At 57.0% G+C, this 18731-nt stretch carries 18 protein-coding genes; 9 read left to right on the top strand and 9 right to left on the bottom strand.

The window, feature by feature from the left end:
- Positions 1 to 30 precede the first annotated feature (30 nt).
- The 8 genes from dmpG to J3B00_RS15610 are packed head-to-tail and all read right to left on the bottom strand — an operon-like array spanning position 31 to position 6909.
- Entirely contained in the window at positions 31 to 1050 is a 1020-nt protein-coding gene (gene dmpG, locus J3B00_RS15645; protein WP_209868476.1) for a 4-hydroxy-2-oxovalerate aldolase, read from the bottom strand.
- 2 nt (positions 1051 to 1052) lie between these two features.
- The gene (locus tag J3B00_RS15640) at positions 1053 to 1988 is read right to left on the bottom strand and encodes an acetaldehyde dehydrogenase (acetylating) (protein WP_209868475.1); all 936 of its coding nucleotides are present in this window, start codon (positions 1986 to 1988) and stop codon (positions 1053 to 1055) included.
- A gap of 57 nt (positions 1989 to 2045) precedes the next feature.
- Entirely contained in the window at positions 2046 to 2246 is a 201-nt protein-coding gene (locus tag J3B00_RS15635; protein WP_209868473.1) for a 2-hydroxymuconate tautomerase family protein, read from the bottom strand.
- Between the two features lie 15 nt (positions 2247 to 2261).
- Positions 2262 to 3065 (bottom strand): 2-oxo-3-hexenedioate decarboxylase, encoded by an 804-nt coding sequence (gene dmpH / locus J3B00_RS15630; RefSeq protein WP_209868471.1) that lies wholly within the window; start codon positions 3063 to 3065, stop codon positions 2262 to 2264.
- A gap of 11 nt (positions 3066 to 3076) precedes the next feature.
- Positions 3077 to 3859, bottom strand: coding sequence for a 2-oxopent-4-enoate hydratase (dmpE, locus tag J3B00_RS15625; RefSeq protein ID WP_209868468.1), 783 nt, complete (start codon positions 3857 to 3859; stop codon positions 3077 to 3079).
- A gap of 10 nt (positions 3860 to 3869) precedes the next feature.
- Positions 3870 to 5330 carry a 2-hydroxymuconic semialdehyde dehydrogenase gene (locus J3B00_RS15620; RefSeq protein WP_209868466.1) on the bottom strand — a complete coding sequence of 487 codons (1461 nt, stop codon included), beginning with the start codon at positions 5328 to 5330 and terminating at the stop codon, positions 3870 to 3872.
- Between the two features lie 17 nt (positions 5331 to 5347).
- Entirely contained in the window at positions 5348 to 6049 is a 702-nt protein-coding gene (locus tag J3B00_RS15615; RefSeq protein WP_209868463.1) for a class II aldolase/adducin family protein, read from the bottom strand.
- A complete protein-coding gene (locus J3B00_RS15610) occupies positions 6046 to 6909 on the bottom strand; it encodes a VOC family protein (protein ID WP_209868461.1) in 864 nt (287 codons plus the stop codon). The genes J3B00_RS15615 and J3B00_RS15610 overlap by 4 nt, the downstream gene beginning before the upstream one ends.
- Positions 6910 to 7013: 104 nt before the next feature.
- On the opposite strand from J3B00_RS15610, the gene J3B00_RS15605 reads away from it, so the two are divergent.
- A complete protein-coding gene (locus J3B00_RS15605) occupies positions 7014 to 7913 on the top strand; it encodes a LysR family transcriptional regulator (RefSeq protein ID WP_209868458.1) in 900 nt (299 codons plus the stop codon).
- 977 nt (positions 7914 to 8890) lie between these two features.
- Here J3B00_RS15605 and J3B00_RS15595 read toward each other — a convergent pair.
- A complete protein-coding gene (locus J3B00_RS15595; protein WP_209868453.1) occupies positions 8891 to 10414 on the bottom strand; it encodes a CoA-acylating methylmalonate-semialdehyde dehydrogenase in 1524 nt (507 codons plus the stop codon).
- Positions 10415 to 10537: 123 nt separating this feature from the next.
- Here J3B00_RS15595 and J3B00_RS15590 point away from each other — a divergent pair, with 123 nt between their 5' ends.
- The 8 genes from J3B00_RS15590 (at position 10538) to J3B00_RS15555 (ending at position 18680) form a co-directional block, all read left to right on the top strand.
- On the top strand, positions 10538 to 11482 hold the full coding sequence (locus J3B00_RS15590) for a LysR family transcriptional regulator (RefSeq protein ID WP_209868451.1): 945 nt from the start codon (positions 10538 to 10540) through the stop codon (positions 11480 to 11482).
- A 348-nt stretch (positions 11483 to 11830) separates the two neighbouring features.
- Positions 11831 to 12223, top strand: coding sequence for a hypothetical protein (locus J3B00_RS15585; protein ID WP_209868449.1), 393 nt, complete (start codon positions 11831 to 11833; stop codon positions 12221 to 12223).
- Positions 12220 to 13056, top strand: a complete 837-nt coding sequence (locus tag J3B00_RS15580; RefSeq protein ID WP_209868446.1) for an amidohydrolase family protein — start codon at positions 12220 to 12222, stop codon at positions 13054 to 13056. The genes J3B00_RS15585 and J3B00_RS15580 overlap by 4 nt, the downstream gene beginning before the upstream one ends.
- Positions 13053 to 13808, top strand: a complete 756-nt coding sequence (locus tag J3B00_RS15575; RefSeq protein WP_209868444.1) for an SDR family oxidoreductase — start codon at positions 13053 to 13055, stop codon at positions 13806 to 13808. Before J3B00_RS15580 ends, J3B00_RS15575 begins: the two co-directional genes overlap by 4 nt.
- Positions 13809 to 13851: 43 nt before the next feature.
- A complete protein-coding gene (gene iolD, locus J3B00_RS15570; RefSeq protein WP_209868441.1) occupies positions 13852 to 15702 on the top strand; it encodes a 3D-(3,5/4)-trihydroxycyclohexane-1,2-dione acylhydrolase (decyclizing) in 1851 nt (616 codons plus the stop codon).
- Position 15703: 1 nt separating this feature from the next.
- Positions 15704 to 16513, top strand: coding sequence for an HpcH/HpaI aldolase/citrate lyase family protein (locus tag J3B00_RS15565; RefSeq protein ID WP_209868439.1), 810 nt, complete (start codon positions 15704 to 15706; stop codon positions 16511 to 16513).
- 23 nt (positions 16514 to 16536) lie between these two features.
- Positions 16537 to 17466, top strand: a complete 930-nt coding sequence (gene iolE / locus J3B00_RS15560) for a myo-inosose-2 dehydratase (protein WP_209868437.1) — start codon at positions 16537 to 16539, stop codon at positions 17464 to 17466.
- 92 nt (positions 17467 to 17558) lie between these two features.
- The gene (locus J3B00_RS15555) at positions 17559 to 18680 is read left to right on the top strand and encodes a Gfo/Idh/MocA family oxidoreductase (protein ID WP_209868435.1); all 1122 of its coding nucleotides are present in this window, start codon (positions 17559 to 17561) and stop codon (positions 18678 to 18680) included.
- The last annotated feature ends 51 nt before the right edge of the window (positions 18681 to 18731 follow it).

The following is an 18731-nucleotide window of genomic DNA, read 5'->3' as shown; positions in this document are numbered from 1 at the left end:
TTAGGGTTTATCTAGAGAACAACTGCGGCGTTATTTTTTGCTTTTCAGAATGTCCAAAGCGACATCAACGATCATGTCTTCCTGACCGCCGACCATCTTGCGACGACCGAGTTCGACGAGTATGTCCACGGTGTTCAAGCCGTAGCGTTTAGCCGCGATCTCGGCGTGACGCAGGAAGCTGGAATACACCCCGGCATACCCCAGCGCCAACGTTTCACGGTCTACGCGAACGGGGCGATCCTGGAGTGGGCGCACGATGTCGTCAGCGGCATCCATTAAGGCGTAAAGATCAGTGCCATGATTCCAGCCAAGTCGCTCGGCAGCGGCGATGAACACTTCCAGAGGCGCGTTACCTGCACCCGCGCCCATGCCTGCTAGGCTCGCGTCGATGCGATCACAGCCCTCCTCCACCGCCGTGATGGAGTTGGCTACGCCCAGGCTGAGGTTGTGGTGCGCATGCATGCCCGTCTGCGTTTCCGGCTTGAGCACGTTCTTGAATGCACGCAAGCGATCCCGGATGTCCTGCATGTTCATTGCACCGCCGGAGTCGGCCATGTACACGCAAGTAGCGCCGAAGCTCTCCATGAGCTTGGCCTGAGCGGCCAAGTGCTCGGCAGGGATCATGTGGCTCATCATCAGGAAGCCAACGGTATCCATGCCCAGCTCCCGGGCATACTCGATGTGCTGTCGGGAGACATCTGCCTCGGTGCAGTGAGTCGCCACGCGCACTACGCGGGCACCGGCTGCATAAGCGGCCTTCAGGTCGTGAACGGTTCCAATCCCGGGCAGCAGCAGTGTGGCGATCTTGGCATGTTGCACCACGTCGGCCACTGCTTCGATGTACTCCAGGTCGGAGTGCCGGCCGAAACCATAATTGAAGCTGGATCCGCTGAGACCATCGCCATGGGCGACCTCAAGCGAGTCAACTTTCGCCTTGTCGAGCGCGCTGGCGATCGCCTGGGCGTTTTCGATTGTGTACTGGTGACGGATCGCATGGCTACCATCGCGCAGCGTCACGTCAGAAATGTACAGTTTCTTGTTGGTGCTCATAATCAGGCTTCCCCTTGGCGGGTTTGCGCAATGCGCTCGGCACATGCCATAGCGGCAGAGGTCATGATGTCGAGGTTGCCGGCATACGCCGGGAGGTAATGGGCAGCACCCTCCACCTCCAAGTACACCGAGACCTTCAGGCCGCTGCGTGGGCCCAAGCCTTGGACGTTCACCGGGGCGTAATCTGGGATGTCTTCGAACTGCACCTTCTGCTTCAGTCGATAGCCAGGGACGTAGCTCTGAACCACCTCCACCATGTCAGCGATGGAACGCTCGATGGCATCTTGATCGGCCCTTTCAGCCAGCACGAAAACGGTATCGCGCATGATCAACGGGGGCTCAGCAGGGTTCAGGACGATGATGGCCTTGCCTTTGTCCGCACCACCCAGCTTCTCGATTGCGCTGGAAGTGGTTTCCGTGAATTCATCGATATTGGCGCGGGTGCCAGGGCCTGCCGACTTGCTCGAAATAGACGCTACGATTTCGGCGTAGTGAACCTTGGTCACCCGGGAGACCGCCGCCACCATCGGGATCGTTGCCTGACCGCCGCAGGTGACCATGTTGATGTTGGAAGCGCTTAACTCGGCGTCCAGGTTGATCGCAGGAATCACATAGGGGCCGATCGCAGCCGGGGTGAGGTCGATGACGCGAACGCCACGCTCCTGCAGCAGCTTGTTATGGTGAGCATGCGCCCCTGCACTGGTGGCATCGAAGACGATCTTGATGTCTTGGAAACCTTCCAGGGCGATCAGGCCATCAATACCACCTGCGGTAGTGGCCACGCCCATCCGCTCAGCACGCGCCAGGCCATCAGATTTTGGATCGATGCCAACCATAGCACCCATTTCCAGATTCTGGCCGTTGCGCAGAATTTTGATCATCAGGTCAGTGCCGATATTGCCCGACCCGATGATGGCGACCTTTACTGGCTTACTCATTTCTGGTTCCTCTTTAAGCCCCCACACCTCGCGGTATGGCGTCGGAAATTCCCGTGGTCAGGCTTGGGAGCGCTTGCGTTCAGCCAGCGTTTTCCCGCCCGCTGCCCATTGGGTTTCGGGGATTTCCTGAATCAGCACCCGCACGCTTTCGATCGGCGCGTTCAAGCTCTTGGCAATGGCGTCCGTCACATTGACGAGCAACTGATGCTTGAGCTCTTCACTGCGGCCTTCAGCGATATGGATCATGGCAATAGGCATGACACGCCTCCTGAATCAGTGGGAGTTGGAACCAACGAAGCGCATCGAGACGCTGCCCAGGTGCTGATAACGCACGCTAATGTGGTCTCCCGCCTCGACTGCGATGGCTTCGGTCATGCCGCCGGTCATGATGAAGGTACCGGCAGGGATCTCCTGACCCTTGGCACCCAGCATGTTGGCAAGCATGGCCACGCTCTGCGCTGGATGGCCCAGTACCGCTGCGCCTGCCGCAGTGGCGATCACTTCGCCGTTCTTCTCAAGCACGACACCCAGGCACTTGAGGTCGATGCCGATTGGGCTGCACATCTGACCACCGGTGACGTAGCGGGCGGACGAGGTGTTGTCAGCAATCACACTTTTGAGGTCAAAGCGGAAGTTCTCGTAGCGAGAGTCGATGACCTCCACTGCCGGAAGAATGAAATCAGTTGCCGCCAGTACATCGCCGATGTGGCAGCCAGGCCCTTTTAGGGCGTGCTTGAGGACGAATGCAATCTCGGCCTCGACCTTGGGATGGATCAGTCCGCCCACATCGATAGCGGCGCCATCAAGGCATGAGCCGTAGTCGGTCAGAAAGCCATGAATAGGATCGCTGACGCCCATTTGCTTCATCTTGGCAAACGAGGTCAGGCCCATTTTCAGGCCCGCGATGCGAACACCACGCGCCTCTTTGCGACGGCGAATTGCGTCCTGAATTGCGTAAGCATCTTCCCAATCCATGTCGGGATGGGCATCGGTGATCTTGGATACGGCTTCGCGTTTCAGCTCGGCATTTTCCAAGTGTTCAGCCAGTTGTTCGATGGTGGCAGTAGAAAGGTTCATAGTGTTTTCCTTCAAACAAAGCGGACAGAAGCAGACCCGATACCACCGAGACTGATACGCAGCTGATCACCGGCCTGAACCGGCACCATCGCAGCAAGCGAGCCAGAGAGGATGACCTCCCCGGCCTTGAGGCCAATGCCCAACTTGCCCAGAGTGTTTGCCAGCCACGCCACGGCGTTGGCTGGATGGCCAAGAGCCGCTGCACCGGCGCCAGTGGCGACGATCTCACCGTTCTTTTCCAGGGTCATGCCCACGCATGCCAGATCCACATTGCGAGGATCGACAGCGCTGTCACCAAGCACGAATGCGGCAGCGGAAGCATTGTCCGCGACGGTGTCCTGAATCTGGATTTTCCAATCCCGAATCCTGGAGTCGACGATCTCGAAGCAAGGCATGACCGAAGCCGTCGCGCGCAGTACATCCGCGACCGTCACGCCGGGCCCCTGCAGGTCTTCTTTCAACAGGAAAGCGATCTCGCCTTCTGCCTTTGGGGCGATCATGGAGCTCGCCTCGATCGCACCGCCATCGCTGTACAACATGTCGGAGAGCAGGTGACCGAAGTCAGGCTGATTCACCTTGAGCATGTTCATGACGACCTTGCTGGTGACGCCAATTTTCTTGCCGATGACCTTTGCACCGGTGTCCAGACGCGGCTGGATCATCGCCAACTGGACGGCATACGCCTGTTCCAGCGTCATGTCCGGATGGCTGTCGGTCAACGGCGCCAGAGGCTCGCCCGATTGCAGTGCCTGGTGCAGCTGCTGGCCGATTTTTTGAATTTCAGGAGTGCTCATTACTCGATCCTCAGAGGCGCACGCAGACGTTGCGAAGTTCGGTGTAGAACTCAAGCGAGTGCACACCACCTTCGCGGCCGATGCCTGACTGTTTGGAGCCACCAAAGGCGGTGCGCAGGTCGCGCAGGAACCACGAGTTGATCCAGCAGATACCGACTTCAAGAGCGGCGCCCATGCGATGGGCAGTTTGAAGGTCGGACGTCCAGACGCTCGACGCCAGGCCATAAGGCGTGTTGTTGGCCAAGGCGACCGCTTCCTCCTCGGTGTCGAAGGGCGCGATGTGGCAGCACGGGCCGAAAATTTCCTCCTGAACGACCGAGGAAGTCTCTGGCAAGCCAGTCCAGATGGTGGGTTCAACCCAGGCGCCCTCGGCGAGGTGAGCTGGAACGTCCGGTACACCGCCGCCGTGAACAACGGTGGCGCCGTCTTTCTGCGCCTGGCGGTAGTACGAGAGCACCTTCTCACGGTGACCGAGCGAAATTACTGGCCCCATGGTGGTGCCCGATTCCTTGGGATCACCGACCGTGATGCCTTGGGCATGCACTTTTAAGGCCGCGACGAAGCGATCAAACAATGGGCGCTGCACGTAGATGCGTTCGGTGCCCAGGCAAACCTGACCACTGTTTTCAAACACAGCGCGACCCAAGCCCTTTACAGCCTTTTCGAGGTCAGCGTCAGCGAAGACGATGCCAGCGTTCTTGCCGCCCAATTCCAGAGAGACCGGGCGAATGCCATTTGCTGCCGCCTTCATGATGACCTCACCAGTACCGGTCTCGCCGGTGAAGGTGATGCCGTCAACGCCAGGGTGGCTGGTGAGGAATTCGCCCGCTGAGTCACCGCCAAAGCCATGCACTACGTTGTAGACACCTGGCGGGATACCCGCCTCGTTCATCACTTCCGCGAGCAGCGTCGCGGTGGCGGGTGTTTCTTCGGAGGGTTTTACGATGACGGTGTTACCGCAAGCCAGCGCGGGGCCCACCTTCCAGGTCATCAACAGCAGCGGCAGGTTCCAGGGGCATACCACGCCGATGACACCGCGCGGAGTGCGCACGGCGTAGTTCACCGCCTTGCCACCGTCAGGGGTGTCCATGACGAAGCTTTCCGCTGGAACGTTCTTGATCAGATCCGCGAAGACTTTGAAGTTCGCGGCACCGCGCGGGATGTCGAGGTGCCCAGCGAGGTGGTGAGGTTTACCGGTGTCGGCAACTTCAGCGGCTACGAACTCATCGTAGCGGCGTTCGATGCCGTCAGCGACCTTGTGCAGCAGAGCAGTACGCTGCGCGACGGTCAGCTGACTCCACGGGCCCCGCAGCGCGGCTTTGGCTGCCTTGACTGCCGCGTCGACGGTGGCTTTGTCAGCTTCATGGACACGACCAATCAGGCTGTTATCGGCAGGATTGCGGTTCTCAAAGGTGCGCACGCTGCTCACCCATTCGCCGTTGATGAAGTGGCGGAATTCACTTACAGGCATGTTGAATCCTCTTGTTATTAGGTGTTGAGTACGGTGGCTTCAGGATCACCAGCAGTGAGGTAGTCCCACATGCGTTCGTAGATCCGGCCCGAATTGGTTGCGCGTTCTGCGCAGGCTTCGGCACTGAGGGAAGGGGCGTCGACCAGGCCGGCGCTCCTGATGAGCAATTCGATCCTCGCGGCATCTTCGAGGTACCACGTCAGGGTCAGCGCCTCGACCAGGCTTGCCCCGGCGACAATGGCTCCATTGCCACGCATTACCAGCGCCTTGCCTTCGCCGAAGAGGTCAGCAAGGCGGGAGGCCTGTTCGTCGCTGCGCAGCAGCTGGACGTCATCCCAGAGCGGAATGCCTGGCTGGAAATAGGTGCCCATGCCATGGCGTGCGTGGGGTGTCAGCCTTGCGGCAGACAACGCCATGACTTGGGCAGGCATGCTGCGCATTACTGCGCGAATATCTGCTCGTCTGCGATAGATTTGCTGGTGGATACGAACCTCGCCCAGCACGCCTTCAGGAAGGTCACCGTTCACAGTAACAACAACTCCGTCTTCGCCGGATTGGATAAGCCCCATCGGCTTGGCCGCGCAAACAAGAAAGTGATCTGCATCGAGACGAACGCTGCAATGGCCGTAAGCATGTACCAGGCCGGCACGACCTAGAGCACGGGCAGCCATACGCAGCTCAACCTGATTCTGCTGGGTGGGTGCAGGTTGGGCGCTCATGATTTGAATTCCGGGATATCAGGTTTCGAGCCCCACATGCAGAACGACTTGGGGACAGCAGGAAACTTACGAGGGTGATGTGTGAGCGATGCCTCTGGTGTGATCGTGCTCACGCCGGTGGAGTACTCGTAGGTCATACCGTCGGGGCCCTGGAAGTAGAGGAACACAGCCCCCGACGTTGGATGCCTTCCTGGGCCGAACAGAATCTTGATGCCCCGGTCGAGCAGGAAGTAGTAGGCCCGCATCACGTCGTCCACACTTTCCACTTGGTGGTTGATGTGCTGCACGCCCGAGTACTTGGACGGGAACAACGCGATTTTGTGGTGCACATCATCGATGCGCAGCAGCGGCGCATCGCCGATCCAATCACTGACCTTGGCGTTGGCGATCTTAGTCCAGAACGCCTCATCCCGACGCGCATCAAGCGTACGCAGACCGATGTGGCTGAATCCAGTTACACCGGCGTCACGGCTGGGGAAATAGCGTGGGCCGCTAGCATGAGGCTTGAGTACGAGCTCGATGGTGTTACCGCTGGGGTCTTTGAAGCGGATGAAGTCATCGACGTAGCGCACTTCACAGTCGCTGCGAGAGGCATGCTCGACGTGGAATTCGTTCGCTTCCAGGAGCACGGCGGCGCTTTCCAGCTCATCCTTGGTACAGACTTCGAAAGCGGAGGTGGTTTCACGCGGATCGCCCTCGTAGTAGCACAGGGTGTGATCACGATTGTCGGACTTAAAGTAGACCGCGCCATTGGCTTCGCGCGCGACTTCCAGCCCAAGAATGTCAGTGGCGTAACGTCGAGCATCATTCAGGTTCGCAGTGCCCAAGCGCACGTAACGAATGTCGTGCAGATTGATCATGACTTTGACCTTTGATTTATTTTTGTCTGGACACATCCTCCCGTTAACGTATAAATAACAAAAGCAAATTCTATTTATTCAGTCTATTTGATTTGGTTATACAGATGCGCACTGACCTGAACCTGCTTCGCCTGCTGCTGGCCATCTATGAACACGGGAACGTAACGCTCGCAGCGAAACAGCTGGGTATCAGTCAACCGGCCGCCAGCGCCTCGCTCGCACGCCTGAGGCAATCCCTGGACGACCCGCTATTCATCCGATCCGGTGCAAACATGGAGGCCACGCCGCGTGCTCAAGCGATCATCGACCGCACGCGTGAGGTTATGGAGATCATCGATACCGAAATTTTGAGCAGCCCGACCTTTGATCCGAGTACCAGCGACCACGAATTCACGCTGTGCCTCAGCGCCGTGGGCGAAGTGGTGTTTCTACCGGCGCTGTTTGAGCGGGTCAGGCGTGAAGCGCCCCATACGCGAATCAAGACGATCAGCTTGGCACCAGATCAGCTTGCAGGCGCTTTGCGGGAGGGGACGGTTGATGCCGCGTTGGGCTACTTCCCTGATTTGACCGGGCCGAACATCTACCAGCAGCGCCTGTTCTCTCATGACCTGGTCTGCATGGTAAGAGCCGGACACCCAATCAAAGGCGAGCGCCTGAGCCTGGAGGCATTTTGCGAAGCAGACCATCTGCAGGTGCGCGATGGGAGCCGCAGCCAGGAGATGTTCGAAACCTACCTGAGCGAGCAGCATGTCCAACGTAAAATCGCACTTCAGATCTCGCACTACATGAGTGTCCCTTCAATTATCCAGAGCTCAGACCTGGTGGTAGTACTGCCCCGCACAGTAGCCCGCCTCTATGCCAACGAAGCGAAGGTCAGAACCCTTGAAGCCCCCTTGGAGCTGCCCACCTACGATTTAAAGCAGTATTGGCATGGCCGCCTGCATCACTCCCCGGTCAACGTATGGCTACGCCACCTGGTTGCGGATGTCTTCACGTCGGCCTAGGAAATTCAAATGACCCGCAGGTGCACGGACTTTTCGAAAGAAGTAGCCCAGCTTGCCAGAGCACTGGCCCTGGAATGTTGTGCCTACTAAATGAGATGGTCACCCGGCCCCCTGTGAAGCCTAAGCTTTCACAGGGTGTTTCATTCCGGAGGCCGTCATCATGAATACCGTAACCCTGATGGGTGTCGACATAGGCAAACATACATAAAACATTTCTCATAAGACTCGTGCGACTTTAGATTGGCATCCAGTTCCAATCACTCGCCGATGACGAAAAGATACCCTCTCGGCTCAAGCCATAAGCCTTATCCCAACACCTCTTACTGATTTTAGGCGAAGACGGCATTTTAACGCCGCAAGCACCTTCCTAAGGTAGCTCAACTGAACCTCTATTATCTTAGTGCCCGGGTCAAAGTCGTAACCCCACACACATTGCAGCAATTCTTTACGCGTTACGATGTCGCCAGCTCGCTGAGTCAACAAGGCCAAAACCCGGAATGCTGTGGCCTTGACTGATGCAGTTCTGATTCCAAAGATGGCTTCTTTCGATTTAGTATTCAATCGTAGTCCGCAATACTCTACACTTTCGCTAATACTATTTGGCTTCATCTCAACCTCAGCGTATAAGGCTCGCCCTATTCCTGGCCTCACTGAAGTCAACTTGCAGTCACGGCTTAGCCAAAAACGGGATGAATAGCAATAAGATCAATTCATAGCCAAAATATCATAAAACCAAACGCGTGCATTGTGAATGCCTAAAATGCATCATTCTGAGCCATTTCAGAACTCAGCAAGTGCAACTTGGCGACCTCCATATCACATTCGATAGTCAAACATAGCCATTGAATCAGTTCCGCCGGAAATTCAACTCCATCAAGACCAGCAGATCTTAAAAATTATTTGCCCACCCCCTAAGTAAATAAAAAGCCCTGAAAGACATCGTGTCTTTCAAGGCCCCTTAATGATCGCTTGAAGAATTAGTTTGGCGTGGGCATTGCGAATTCCGCACCCTTATCATTGCCAGTCCAGCGTTGCATGATGCTCTTCTGACGGGTGTAGAAGCGAACGCCTTCTTCACCATAAGCATTCATATCGCCGAACAAAGAACGCTTCCAGCCGCCGAAACCATGCCATGCCAGCGGCACAGGGATTGGAACGTTGATGCCAACCATACCAACCTCGATCCGACGACCGAACTCACGAGCCACGTTGCCATCACGAGTGAAGCAACTTACGCCGTTGGCAAATTCATGCTTGTTGATCAACTGAATTGCAGCTGCAGCGTCTGGCACTCGGACACAGGCCAAAACCGGGCCGAAAATTTCTTCCTTATAGATGCGCATTTCGGGGGTGACGTTATCGAACAACACACCGCCCAGCCAGTAGCCGTTCTCCTCGGCGGTGCCGGCTTTCTGAGCAGAAATGTTTCGACCATCCACCAGCAACTCGGCCCCTTCGTCGATGCCTGACTGAATGTAGCCGCTGATGCGGTCGAGCGCTTCTCGACTCACGATCGGGCCCATTTCAGACGTTGACTGCAGGCCATTGCCGATGTCCAGTTTACGGGTGCGCTCAGCAAGCACTGGCAGCAAACGGTCGGCCACATCACCTACCAGGACTGCGACCGAGATCGCCATGCAGCGTTCACCAGCCGAACCATAAGCAGCGCCGATCAGCGCATTCACAGCCTGATCGATGTCCGCGTCAGGCATCACCACCAAGTGGTTCTTCGCACCACCCAGTGCTTGAACTCGTTTGCCACGCGCTGCGCCAGTGGCATAGATGTGTTGCGCAATTGGCGTCGAACCAACAAAGGAAAGGGCTTTGACCTCATCGTTCTCCAGGAGCGCATCCACAGCTGGCTTCTCACCTTGAACGACGTTGAAAACGCCATCTGGCAAGCCTGCTTCTTGAAGCAGCTGAGCGAGAAGCAGCGAAGGCGTTGGGTCGATCGGGCTTGGCTTCAAGATGAAGCAGTTGCCAGTCGCCAAGGCCACCGGAAACATCCACATAGGCACCATCACTGGGAAGTTGAACGGCGTAACGCCGGCCACCACACCGAGTGGTTGACGAAGCACCCAGTTGTCCATCCCACGAGCAACCTGGTCGCTGAAACCGGTCTTCAGAAGCTGCGGAATACCACAGGCAAATTCAACGATGTCGATGCCACGGGCAACTTCGCCACGAGCATCATCCAGCACTTTGCCGTGCTCCAGGGTAATGGCCTTCGCCAGTTCGTCGCTGTGCTTATGGAGCAGTTCCAGGAAGCGGAACATGACACGCGCCCGGCGTGCAGGAGGAGTGTCTGCCCAAGCAGGGAACGCGGCACTCGCGGCAGCTACCGCTGCTGCCACTTCATTCTCGCCCCCCAGGATCACCTTGGCACCCACCTTGCCGGTGGCAGGGTTGAACACTTCACGTACAGAAGCGCCCTGGGGCTCAACCACTTTGCCATTAATCCAGTGGCCAATGACTGGGATGGAGTGCTGATCTTGACTCATGGTGACTGCCTCGTTGTCGGGTGTGTGGCCATAGTCTGTGCCTTGCATTGATCAGATAGAAGACCGATACGGCGACTTCACTTTTCAGTAAACTGAACAATCCACCATTAAAGGAGTGCGATTATGGCGTCCGACCAGTTGGGATCCGTACTGGGCGACATCCATCTGCTAACCGTATTGGCGCAGACAGGGAGCTTCACTAAAACCGCTCAACGACTCGGTGTGTCCAAAGCTTCCGTGAGCGCCAGGATCAGCAACCTTGAGAAAACGGTCGGCCTGCCATTGGTGCGAAGAACGACTCGACAAGTCAGTCTTACAGAGGTGGGGCACAATCTGGTGGCAGACACCACCCCCGCTTTTGAGCGGATCGGTGCAAGTGTTTGGGCAGCCAAAGATCTGGTGGGCGCGCCGAGGGGCACCATACGTGTCACGGCCCCAGTGGCCTTTGGAAGGCAACACGTAGCCCCGCTGATCCCTGCATTCCTCGCGCAGAACCCGGAAATCAAGATTGAACTGGAGTTGGTCGACCGCCTAGTGAACCTGCTTCATGAGGGGTTCGACGTGGCGATCCGTCACACAAGTAGCCCCCCTGAATCTTGCATCGCTTGGCCACTGTGCCGAACCCGCTCAGTGCTCGTTGCCAGCCAGGGTTACCTCGATACCCACGGTGAACCGCAACATCCCCGCGACCTGGCCGATCACAACTGCGTGCTCTATTCCGGGGAACGCGCCACCGGGGTCTGGACATTCGTCAAGGAACGGGTTCGACCAAAGCCAGCCCCTATTTCCGTACCAGTGGACGGAACCTTTCGAGCCAACAACAGCGAGGTCATGCGAACGGTTGTCGCTGGCGGACTGGGTATAGGCATGTTGCCGGACTTCAGCGCCAAAGGGCCTGAAGGTGAGGACTTGGTGGAGGTCTTAGGTCAATGGCGAGTGCAAGGCTACTTCGGCTCTCACCTCTTTGCGATACGCCCGTGGTCAGCACATGTTCCCCAAGCTGTTCAATGTTTCGTCGCGCACCTCCGTGATCACTTCAGCGCTACGGACACCGCCGATCTGCTCTGATCCATGCAACTCACCGACTGACCTCCCCCTTCCCACTCCCACTCCTGCTCCTGCTCCTGCTCCTGCTCCTGCCCACGCTCCAACCCTCATCCCCCGGCCCAAGCCATTGTTTACTGCAATGGCCGGCTCGCCGGAGCGCTGTTTCCAGGGCTGTTTACAAGTTTGACATGCAAATGCCTCAAATTGAGCGATTTTGTAAATATTAGTCAAAGCAACCCTCGATAGACCATGACGAAATAAATATATACATCAATTGGTTACGTAGGTTTAGCTCAAAATGAGGCTTTTTACTGCATTGACAGCAAATGACTACATTGATACTTATATTTGCATCGAGAGGGAGTTGCCATGGCCACAAAACAGATAAAAACCGTTGGCTCCAAGGTGCATCGAAACTTCGGAAAGGCTTGCCTGAAGTTCTGTACGTATTTGGGGAATCTCACAGCACTAGCAGGTCTTGCCTACAAGCCTGTAGTCGTTCAGGCCTGCCTGCCTGGCGACTTTGGCCACAGTGATAAGCCGCAACACCCGCAGTCGAGCACTGAAAGGGTCTCGGCTAATCACACCGATACTCGACCGGTCTTCGGCATCGTTACCCGTGGAGTTCGCCAGAGCCACTTCTACGGAAAAGCTATCGGCGCATTACAACGAATTCGCCTTGAGCACGTTGTGACTACGGACATGGGAGCTCTGATACTTCAGACCTCATATCACCGTTCCTGCCGCGAGATCACCCAATGACTGATGCCCGATACCAAGCTGCTCCTGTCGGAACAGTCGATGCGCATATGCACCTTTATGCTCCCGGCCTGCACAAGGGGTCGACCCCGTTTTCAGTCCCACATGCCGAGCTTCCCGCTTATCAGGCAGTAATGAAGCATGTCGGAATAGATCGCGTGGTATTTGTTCAGTCAATGCTCTACGGCGACGACAACTCAACCATGTTGAGCGGCCTTGAGGCGTTAGGTGATAGTGCTCGCGGCATTGCAGTTACTCAGGCTGACGCAACCGACACACTTTGGGATCAGTTGGCCTCTCACGGCGTTATCGGGCTGAGAGCATTCATGCTCAATGGCGGCTTCCTCTCGTGGGATGAACTTCCTCGACTCTCCGCGCGCCTAGCAGAAAGGAATTGGCAGCTTCACCTTCAACTCGACGGTCGCGAACTCGCTGACCGGGCAGCCCTGCTCTCCGACATTCAATGCCCATTGGTGATTGATCATGTGGGTAAGTTCCTGTCGCCAGTCGAGCCTGAGGCGCCTGCATTCAAAGCGCTTCTTAACCTGCTCGCTGCGGGAAAGACCTGGGTCAAGTTGTCCGGACTCTATGAGACTTCATTGACTGGTGGCCCAGGCTACGAAGATACCGCCCGCTTGGCCCGCATCGTGGCAAAGGAAGCACCGAACAGGGTTCTTTGGGCCTCCAATTGGCCCCATCCTAATCTCCAACCTGCACCGGATGACCGGGCATTGGTAGATCTCGTCCGTCGCATTGTGCCCGGCGAGGCAGAGCAGCAGCTGTTGTTTGTACAAAACGCAGCAGAGCTATTTGGTTTTAAAGGAGCGTCAGCATGAACTTCGAAGGTAAGTCCTTCATTATTACCGGAGGCGCAGGCGGCATTGGCCTGGCGTCGGCGCATTTCCTGGCAAGCCGGGGGGCCCGCCTTACCCTCGCAGGTCGTGGGCCAGCCCCACAGGGACTGCCTAAAGGCGCCATCTACGTATCTTGCGACGTTAGCTCGCGCTCCTCTGTTGAGTCGCTGGTAGCAGCTGCTGTTGAAGCTCACGGCGTACCGGACGGCGTGGTAACCAGCGCCGGGATCGATCGACATCATGATTTTCTTGAACTGCAGGACGAAGAGTTTTCGGAAATTCTGAACATCAACGTCCTGGGTTCATTCCGAGTAGTCCAGACCCTGGCTCGGCTGTGGGCCAAGTCTCCCCGCAAGGCACAAGAAAGCTATTCGGTAGTGCTGGTTTCGTCGATCAATGCCGTGATCGCCACCCCAACGCACACCGCATACGCGACCTCAAAAGGCGCGATCGCACAGATGACCCGAGTTATGGCAGTTGAGCTCGCGCCGTATGGGGTTCGCGTCAACGCCATGGCCCCCGGCACTGTTCGTACCGCAATGCTTGATGACTTGGTCAGGCAAAAACCCAATGCCCTGGACTCGATTTATGCGCGCACGCCAATGGGGCGAGTTGCTGAATCCGAAGAAGTGGCCTCCGGCATTGGATTCCTGCTCAGCGATCACTCCAGCTACATAACCGGACAGAGCCTTTACGCAGACGGTGGTCGGACGATTCAAAACCTCACGCTGTAAAGCCAAGCGCTTTCAGTGAGCACCTTTCAACGGAGAATAAAAAATGCATCAGCAAACTGTCCGGCTAACCATGGCCCAAGCGCTCGTGCGCTATCTCGTCAATCAATACATCGATGATGATGGTGTTGAGGTTCCTTTGTTCGCCGGTTGCTTCGCAATCTTCGGTCACGGCAACGTTACGTGCCTGGGCGAAGCACTGGAAGCTGCAGGCGACTCCCTGCCTACCTGGCGCGGCCAAAACGAGCAGTCCATGGCGATTGCCGGCATAGCCTACTCCAAAGCCAAGCGTCGTCGCCAGATCATGGTTGCAGCCTCCTCCATCGGGCCTGGCGCAACCAACATGATCACTGCAGCAGGCGCCGCTCACACCAATCGCCTTCCGCTGCTGTTGCTGGCAGGTGATGTATTTGCCGCTCGCCGCCCAGACCCGGTTCTGCAGCAAGTTGAACATTTCAACGACGCCACCCTCACCGTGAACGACGGTTTCAAGTCGGTATCGCGTTACTGGGATCGTATTACCCATCCAGGGCAGATCTTGAACTCCCTGCCACAAGCAATTTCGGTGATGCTGGATCCAGCGACCTGCGGCCCGGCATTCATTGGCCTGTGCCAAGACGTTCAGGAAATGGCATTCGACTATCCCTTGGCGTTCTTCAAGCGCACAGTCCATCGCATTCCACGCCCGCGTCCTGACCGGGCCTCCATCGCTGAAGCTGCGGCAGTGTTGTCCGCCGCGAAGCGCCCACTGCTGTTGGCAGGTGGTGGTGTCCGCTACTCGAAAGCGGATGCCGAAGTGCTGGCCTTCGCTCGTCGTCGAGGTATTCCGGTCGCCGAAACCATCGCGGGCAAAGGTACCGTGATCCACGGCGATCCTATCGGCTTGGACATGCTGGGCGTACTGGGTTCGACCTCTGCGAACGCGATGGCCGCACAGGCCGACGTGGTATTGGCCATCGGCACTCGTCTGCAAGACTTCATCACCGGTTCGTGGACTGTCTTCTCTCCTGAAGCTCAGATCGTGGCGATCAATACCGCGCGATTCGATGCCGTGAAGCACCAAAGCCTGGCAGTAGTTGGCGACGCCCTGGAATCCATCGCGGAACTGGACAGCGCCCTGGGGCAATGGAAGGTCGATGGCTCCTGGCTGGAAGAAGGTCAACGTCGCATGATCGAGTGGAATGCGATGGTCGACACCTACCAGGCACCTGACAACTCGCCAATCCCATCCTACGCACAGGTTGTAGGCGTGGTGAATCGCCTCTCCAAACCTGAAGACATGGTTCTGGCTTCTGCCGGTGGCATCGTGGGTGAGCTGACCAAAGGCTGGCGTTGCAAAGGCAACTACAAGTTCGACCTGGAGATGGGTTCCTCCACCATGGGTTACGAAATTGCTGGTGGTTGGGGCGCAGCTATGGCGTGCGCCGATGAGGGCGAAGTCTTCGTCATGCTCGGCGACGGTTCCTACATGATGATGAACTCCGACATCTACTCCGCCGTACTGGCTGGACACAAGATGACCATCATCGTCTGCGACAACGGCGGCTATGCCGTTATCAACCGCCTGCAGACTGGTAAAGGCAACAAGCCATTTAACAACCTGATCGCCGACTGCCGCGTGCAGGAGCCTTTCTCGGTCGACTTTGCCGCCCACGCTGCCTCAATGGGCGCAGCAGTTCGCCAGGTTGAAGCCTTAGATGGTCTTGAGGACGCATTGAACTGGGCTCGCCAGCAGACTAAGACCACCGTGATCTCCATCAACGTGGCCAATGACCGCTGGGTACCTGGCGACGCTTGGTGGGATGTCGGCGTACCTGAAGTCAGTGAGCGCGCCGAGATTCGTGCGGCCCGAGAGCAGCATGTCGAAGCACGTAAACGTCAGCGTAACGGAGTCTGATATGACCAGCCATGGCAACGCTTTCAAGCAAGGCTTGCGTGATGGCCGACAAATGGCTGGCTATTGGGTCAGCCTGTGTTCGCCAGCCTCAGCCGAAATCATGGCGCACTCAGGTGCGGACTGGCTGCTGATCGACATGGAGCACTCGCCAAACGAGATCGCCTCGATCGGTGATCAACTGCGCGCCGTGGGCAACACCGCATCGGTAGTGGTGCGCCCTCCAGAGTCGAATCAAACGGTCGCAAAGCGACTGCTCGATATCGGGGTGAAAACGATCATGTTCCCCATGATCGATACCCCAGAGCAGGCAGCTGAAGCTGTCTCCTGGACTCGCTATCCACCGCATGGCTGCCGGGGAATTTCGGCAGTGGTTCGGGCAACGGGTTATGGACGGCACGCCGAAGAATATGTCAACCGCCAGCTGGACGATATCTGCGTGATCGTCCAAGCGGAAACCCCGAAAGCACTCGCGAACATCGAAGCGATTGCGGCAGTTGAAGGGGTAGACGCGATCTTCATTGGCCCAGGCGACCTCGCGGCTTCTATGGGATACACCGGAAAAGCAGGCGCGCAGCCGGTTCAGGATGCCATCAAGGAAGGTCTGGCCCGCATCAAGTCGGTTGGATGCGGTGCCGGGGTTCTCAGTTACGGCGTTGAATCCGCAACTACCTCCTTCGGACAAGGAGCGGATTTTGTCGCCATCGGCGCTGATACCTGGCTACTGGTTCGCGAGAGCAGCGCCCTGCTCAAGCAAGTGAAAGCTGCACTTCCTTCGACAACATCACTGAACGAGATCGGTTGGCCTTGCTAGGCCCACCAGATAAGGAATCGACCATGCATAACAAAAATAGCTTCCTGCCACGTGGCGTAAAGCTGGGCATCAGCCCACTCAGCTGGAGTAACGAGGTGCTCTTAGACCTCGGTGCTGATATCTCTCTTGAAACCTGCCTCGCCGAAGCCTCCGCAGCCGGTTTCCAGGGCATTGAACTGGGTCGCAAGTTCCCTCGGCAACCTGAAGAGCTGCGCAAGGTTCTCGGCGCCCACGACCTGAACCTGATCTCCGGTTGGTACTCGGGTTTCCTAGCCGATCACGAGCGCACCGTTGCCGAAGAGAAGGTCGCCGTTGCCGAGCATGCCAAATTGCTCTCTGCGATGGGTACCAACGTCATGGTGTATGGCGAATGCGGCTCGATGGTTCCAGAGGCCCCACTCGACGTTCCTATGTCTGGCCGCATCCAGTTGGATGCTGATCAGATGCAGAAATACGCAGCCAAAATGGACGAGTTCAGTCGCTGGCTCGAAGGCGAGTACGGCCTGAAGCTCTCCTACCACCACCACCTGATGATGGTGGCCGAGACGTGGGATGAAGTCTCGCGCCTGTTCGACAACGCACCAGCAACAGGTCTTCTGCTGGACACGGGCCATGCCCATGCTGCCGGCTTCGATTACATGAAAATGGTAGAGCGCTTCGGCGATCGCATCAACCATCTTCACCTGAAAGATGTCCGTGCCAACATCCTCAATAAAGTTCGCACGGAAGACTTGGATTTCAACAAAGCTGTCCGCAGCGGCATGTTCACCATTCCAGGCGATGGAGCTGTCAACTTTAAGCCGCTGTTCCGGTTTGCTCAAGAAAGTGGTTATCAGGGATGGATGGTGGTCGAAGCAGAGCAAGATCCATCTGTAGCGATTCCTGGGCCAACGGTTACTCGTGCGTTCGAGCACATTAAAGATCAATTCGAAAAGCTAACTGCAGTCGCCTAACCAGCCGACATTAACCACCGTAAGACAAGAAAATTGGAGATATATTTATGGCCAAGAAAAGAATCGGCGTTGGGCTTATATCGGCTGGCTGAATGGGTCGACTGCACACTCGTGGTTATCGTGGGATCAAAGAATTCTTCCCAGAACTGGATGTTGAAATCGACCTGGTGATGGTTGCTGATCCAGTAGCATCCAGTGCTCAATATGCAGTTGATCGCCTGGGCTATCGCTCTGCTACCAGTGACTACAACGATATCCTCAACAACCCAGAGATCGATGTAGTCTCGATCTGCTCGCCCAACTTCCTGCATCGCGAAATCGCCGTTGCTGCAGCGAAAGCCGGCAAGCCTTTCTGGATTGAAAAGCCAATGGGGCGCTCCCTAGCCGAATCTACCGAGATTGCACAGGCTGCTGCCGATGCAGGGGTCGCCACTTCCGTAGGCTTCAACTATCGCCACGTCCCATCCATTCAGCACGCTCGTGAGCTCGTCAAATCGGGCGCACTTGGTCGCATCAACAGCGTGCGCGCAGCGTTCCTCGCAGACTATGCCTCCGATCCCGACACCGCACTCAGCTGGCGCTTCATTCGTGAACACTCTGGCCCGGGCGTTCTGGCCGATCTCATTTCTCATGCTGTGGATCTGGCTCAATACATAGTTGGCCCAGTGACCGAAGTCACCGCTCTGACTGAGACGTTCATCAAAGAGCGTCCTCTTCCGTCGCAAGACGGCGCCCAAGCCTTTGCCAAAGGTGGTTCGGGCCCGCGCGGTACCGTCGAAACCGATGACTATGCAGCGCTGCTTACCCGCTTCCGAGATGGTGCAGTGGGCACCATCGAGGCATCCCGCGCCCACGTAGGCCCGCATGCCGAGTACACCCTGGAGATCTACGGCACTGAAGGCTCGGTACGCTGGAACTTCCACGACATGAACGAACTGCAGATCGCGACCCGAAATGAGCTGGGATATCGCACGGCCCGTGCAGCTCCTGGTCACGGAGAGTTCGCTCGCTTCCAACCAGGCGTAGGCCTGTCGATGGGCTTCGACGACCTGAAAACTATTGAGGCATATCAATTTGTGCGCTCGGTTGTAGAAGGCGTGCAGTACGCACCATCTGCCGAGGAAGGGCGCCAGGCAATTGCCGTTGTAAAAGCAGCCGAAGACAGCATGGAGTCGGGTAGCTGGGTGAAAATTGCTGGCGTTGACACTCAGTAATTCCAAGTAAGAGGGCTCGCTCGCGTGCCCCCCCCCCTTGCGCAGTTCTTG

It is taken from the genome of Pseudomonas sp. BP8 (assembly GCF_017875955.1).
GTDB lineage: Bacteria > Pseudomonadota > Gammaproteobacteria > Pseudomonadales > Pseudomonadaceae > Aquipseudomonas.
This window is presented reverse-complemented; position numbering and strand designations above follow the sequence as displayed.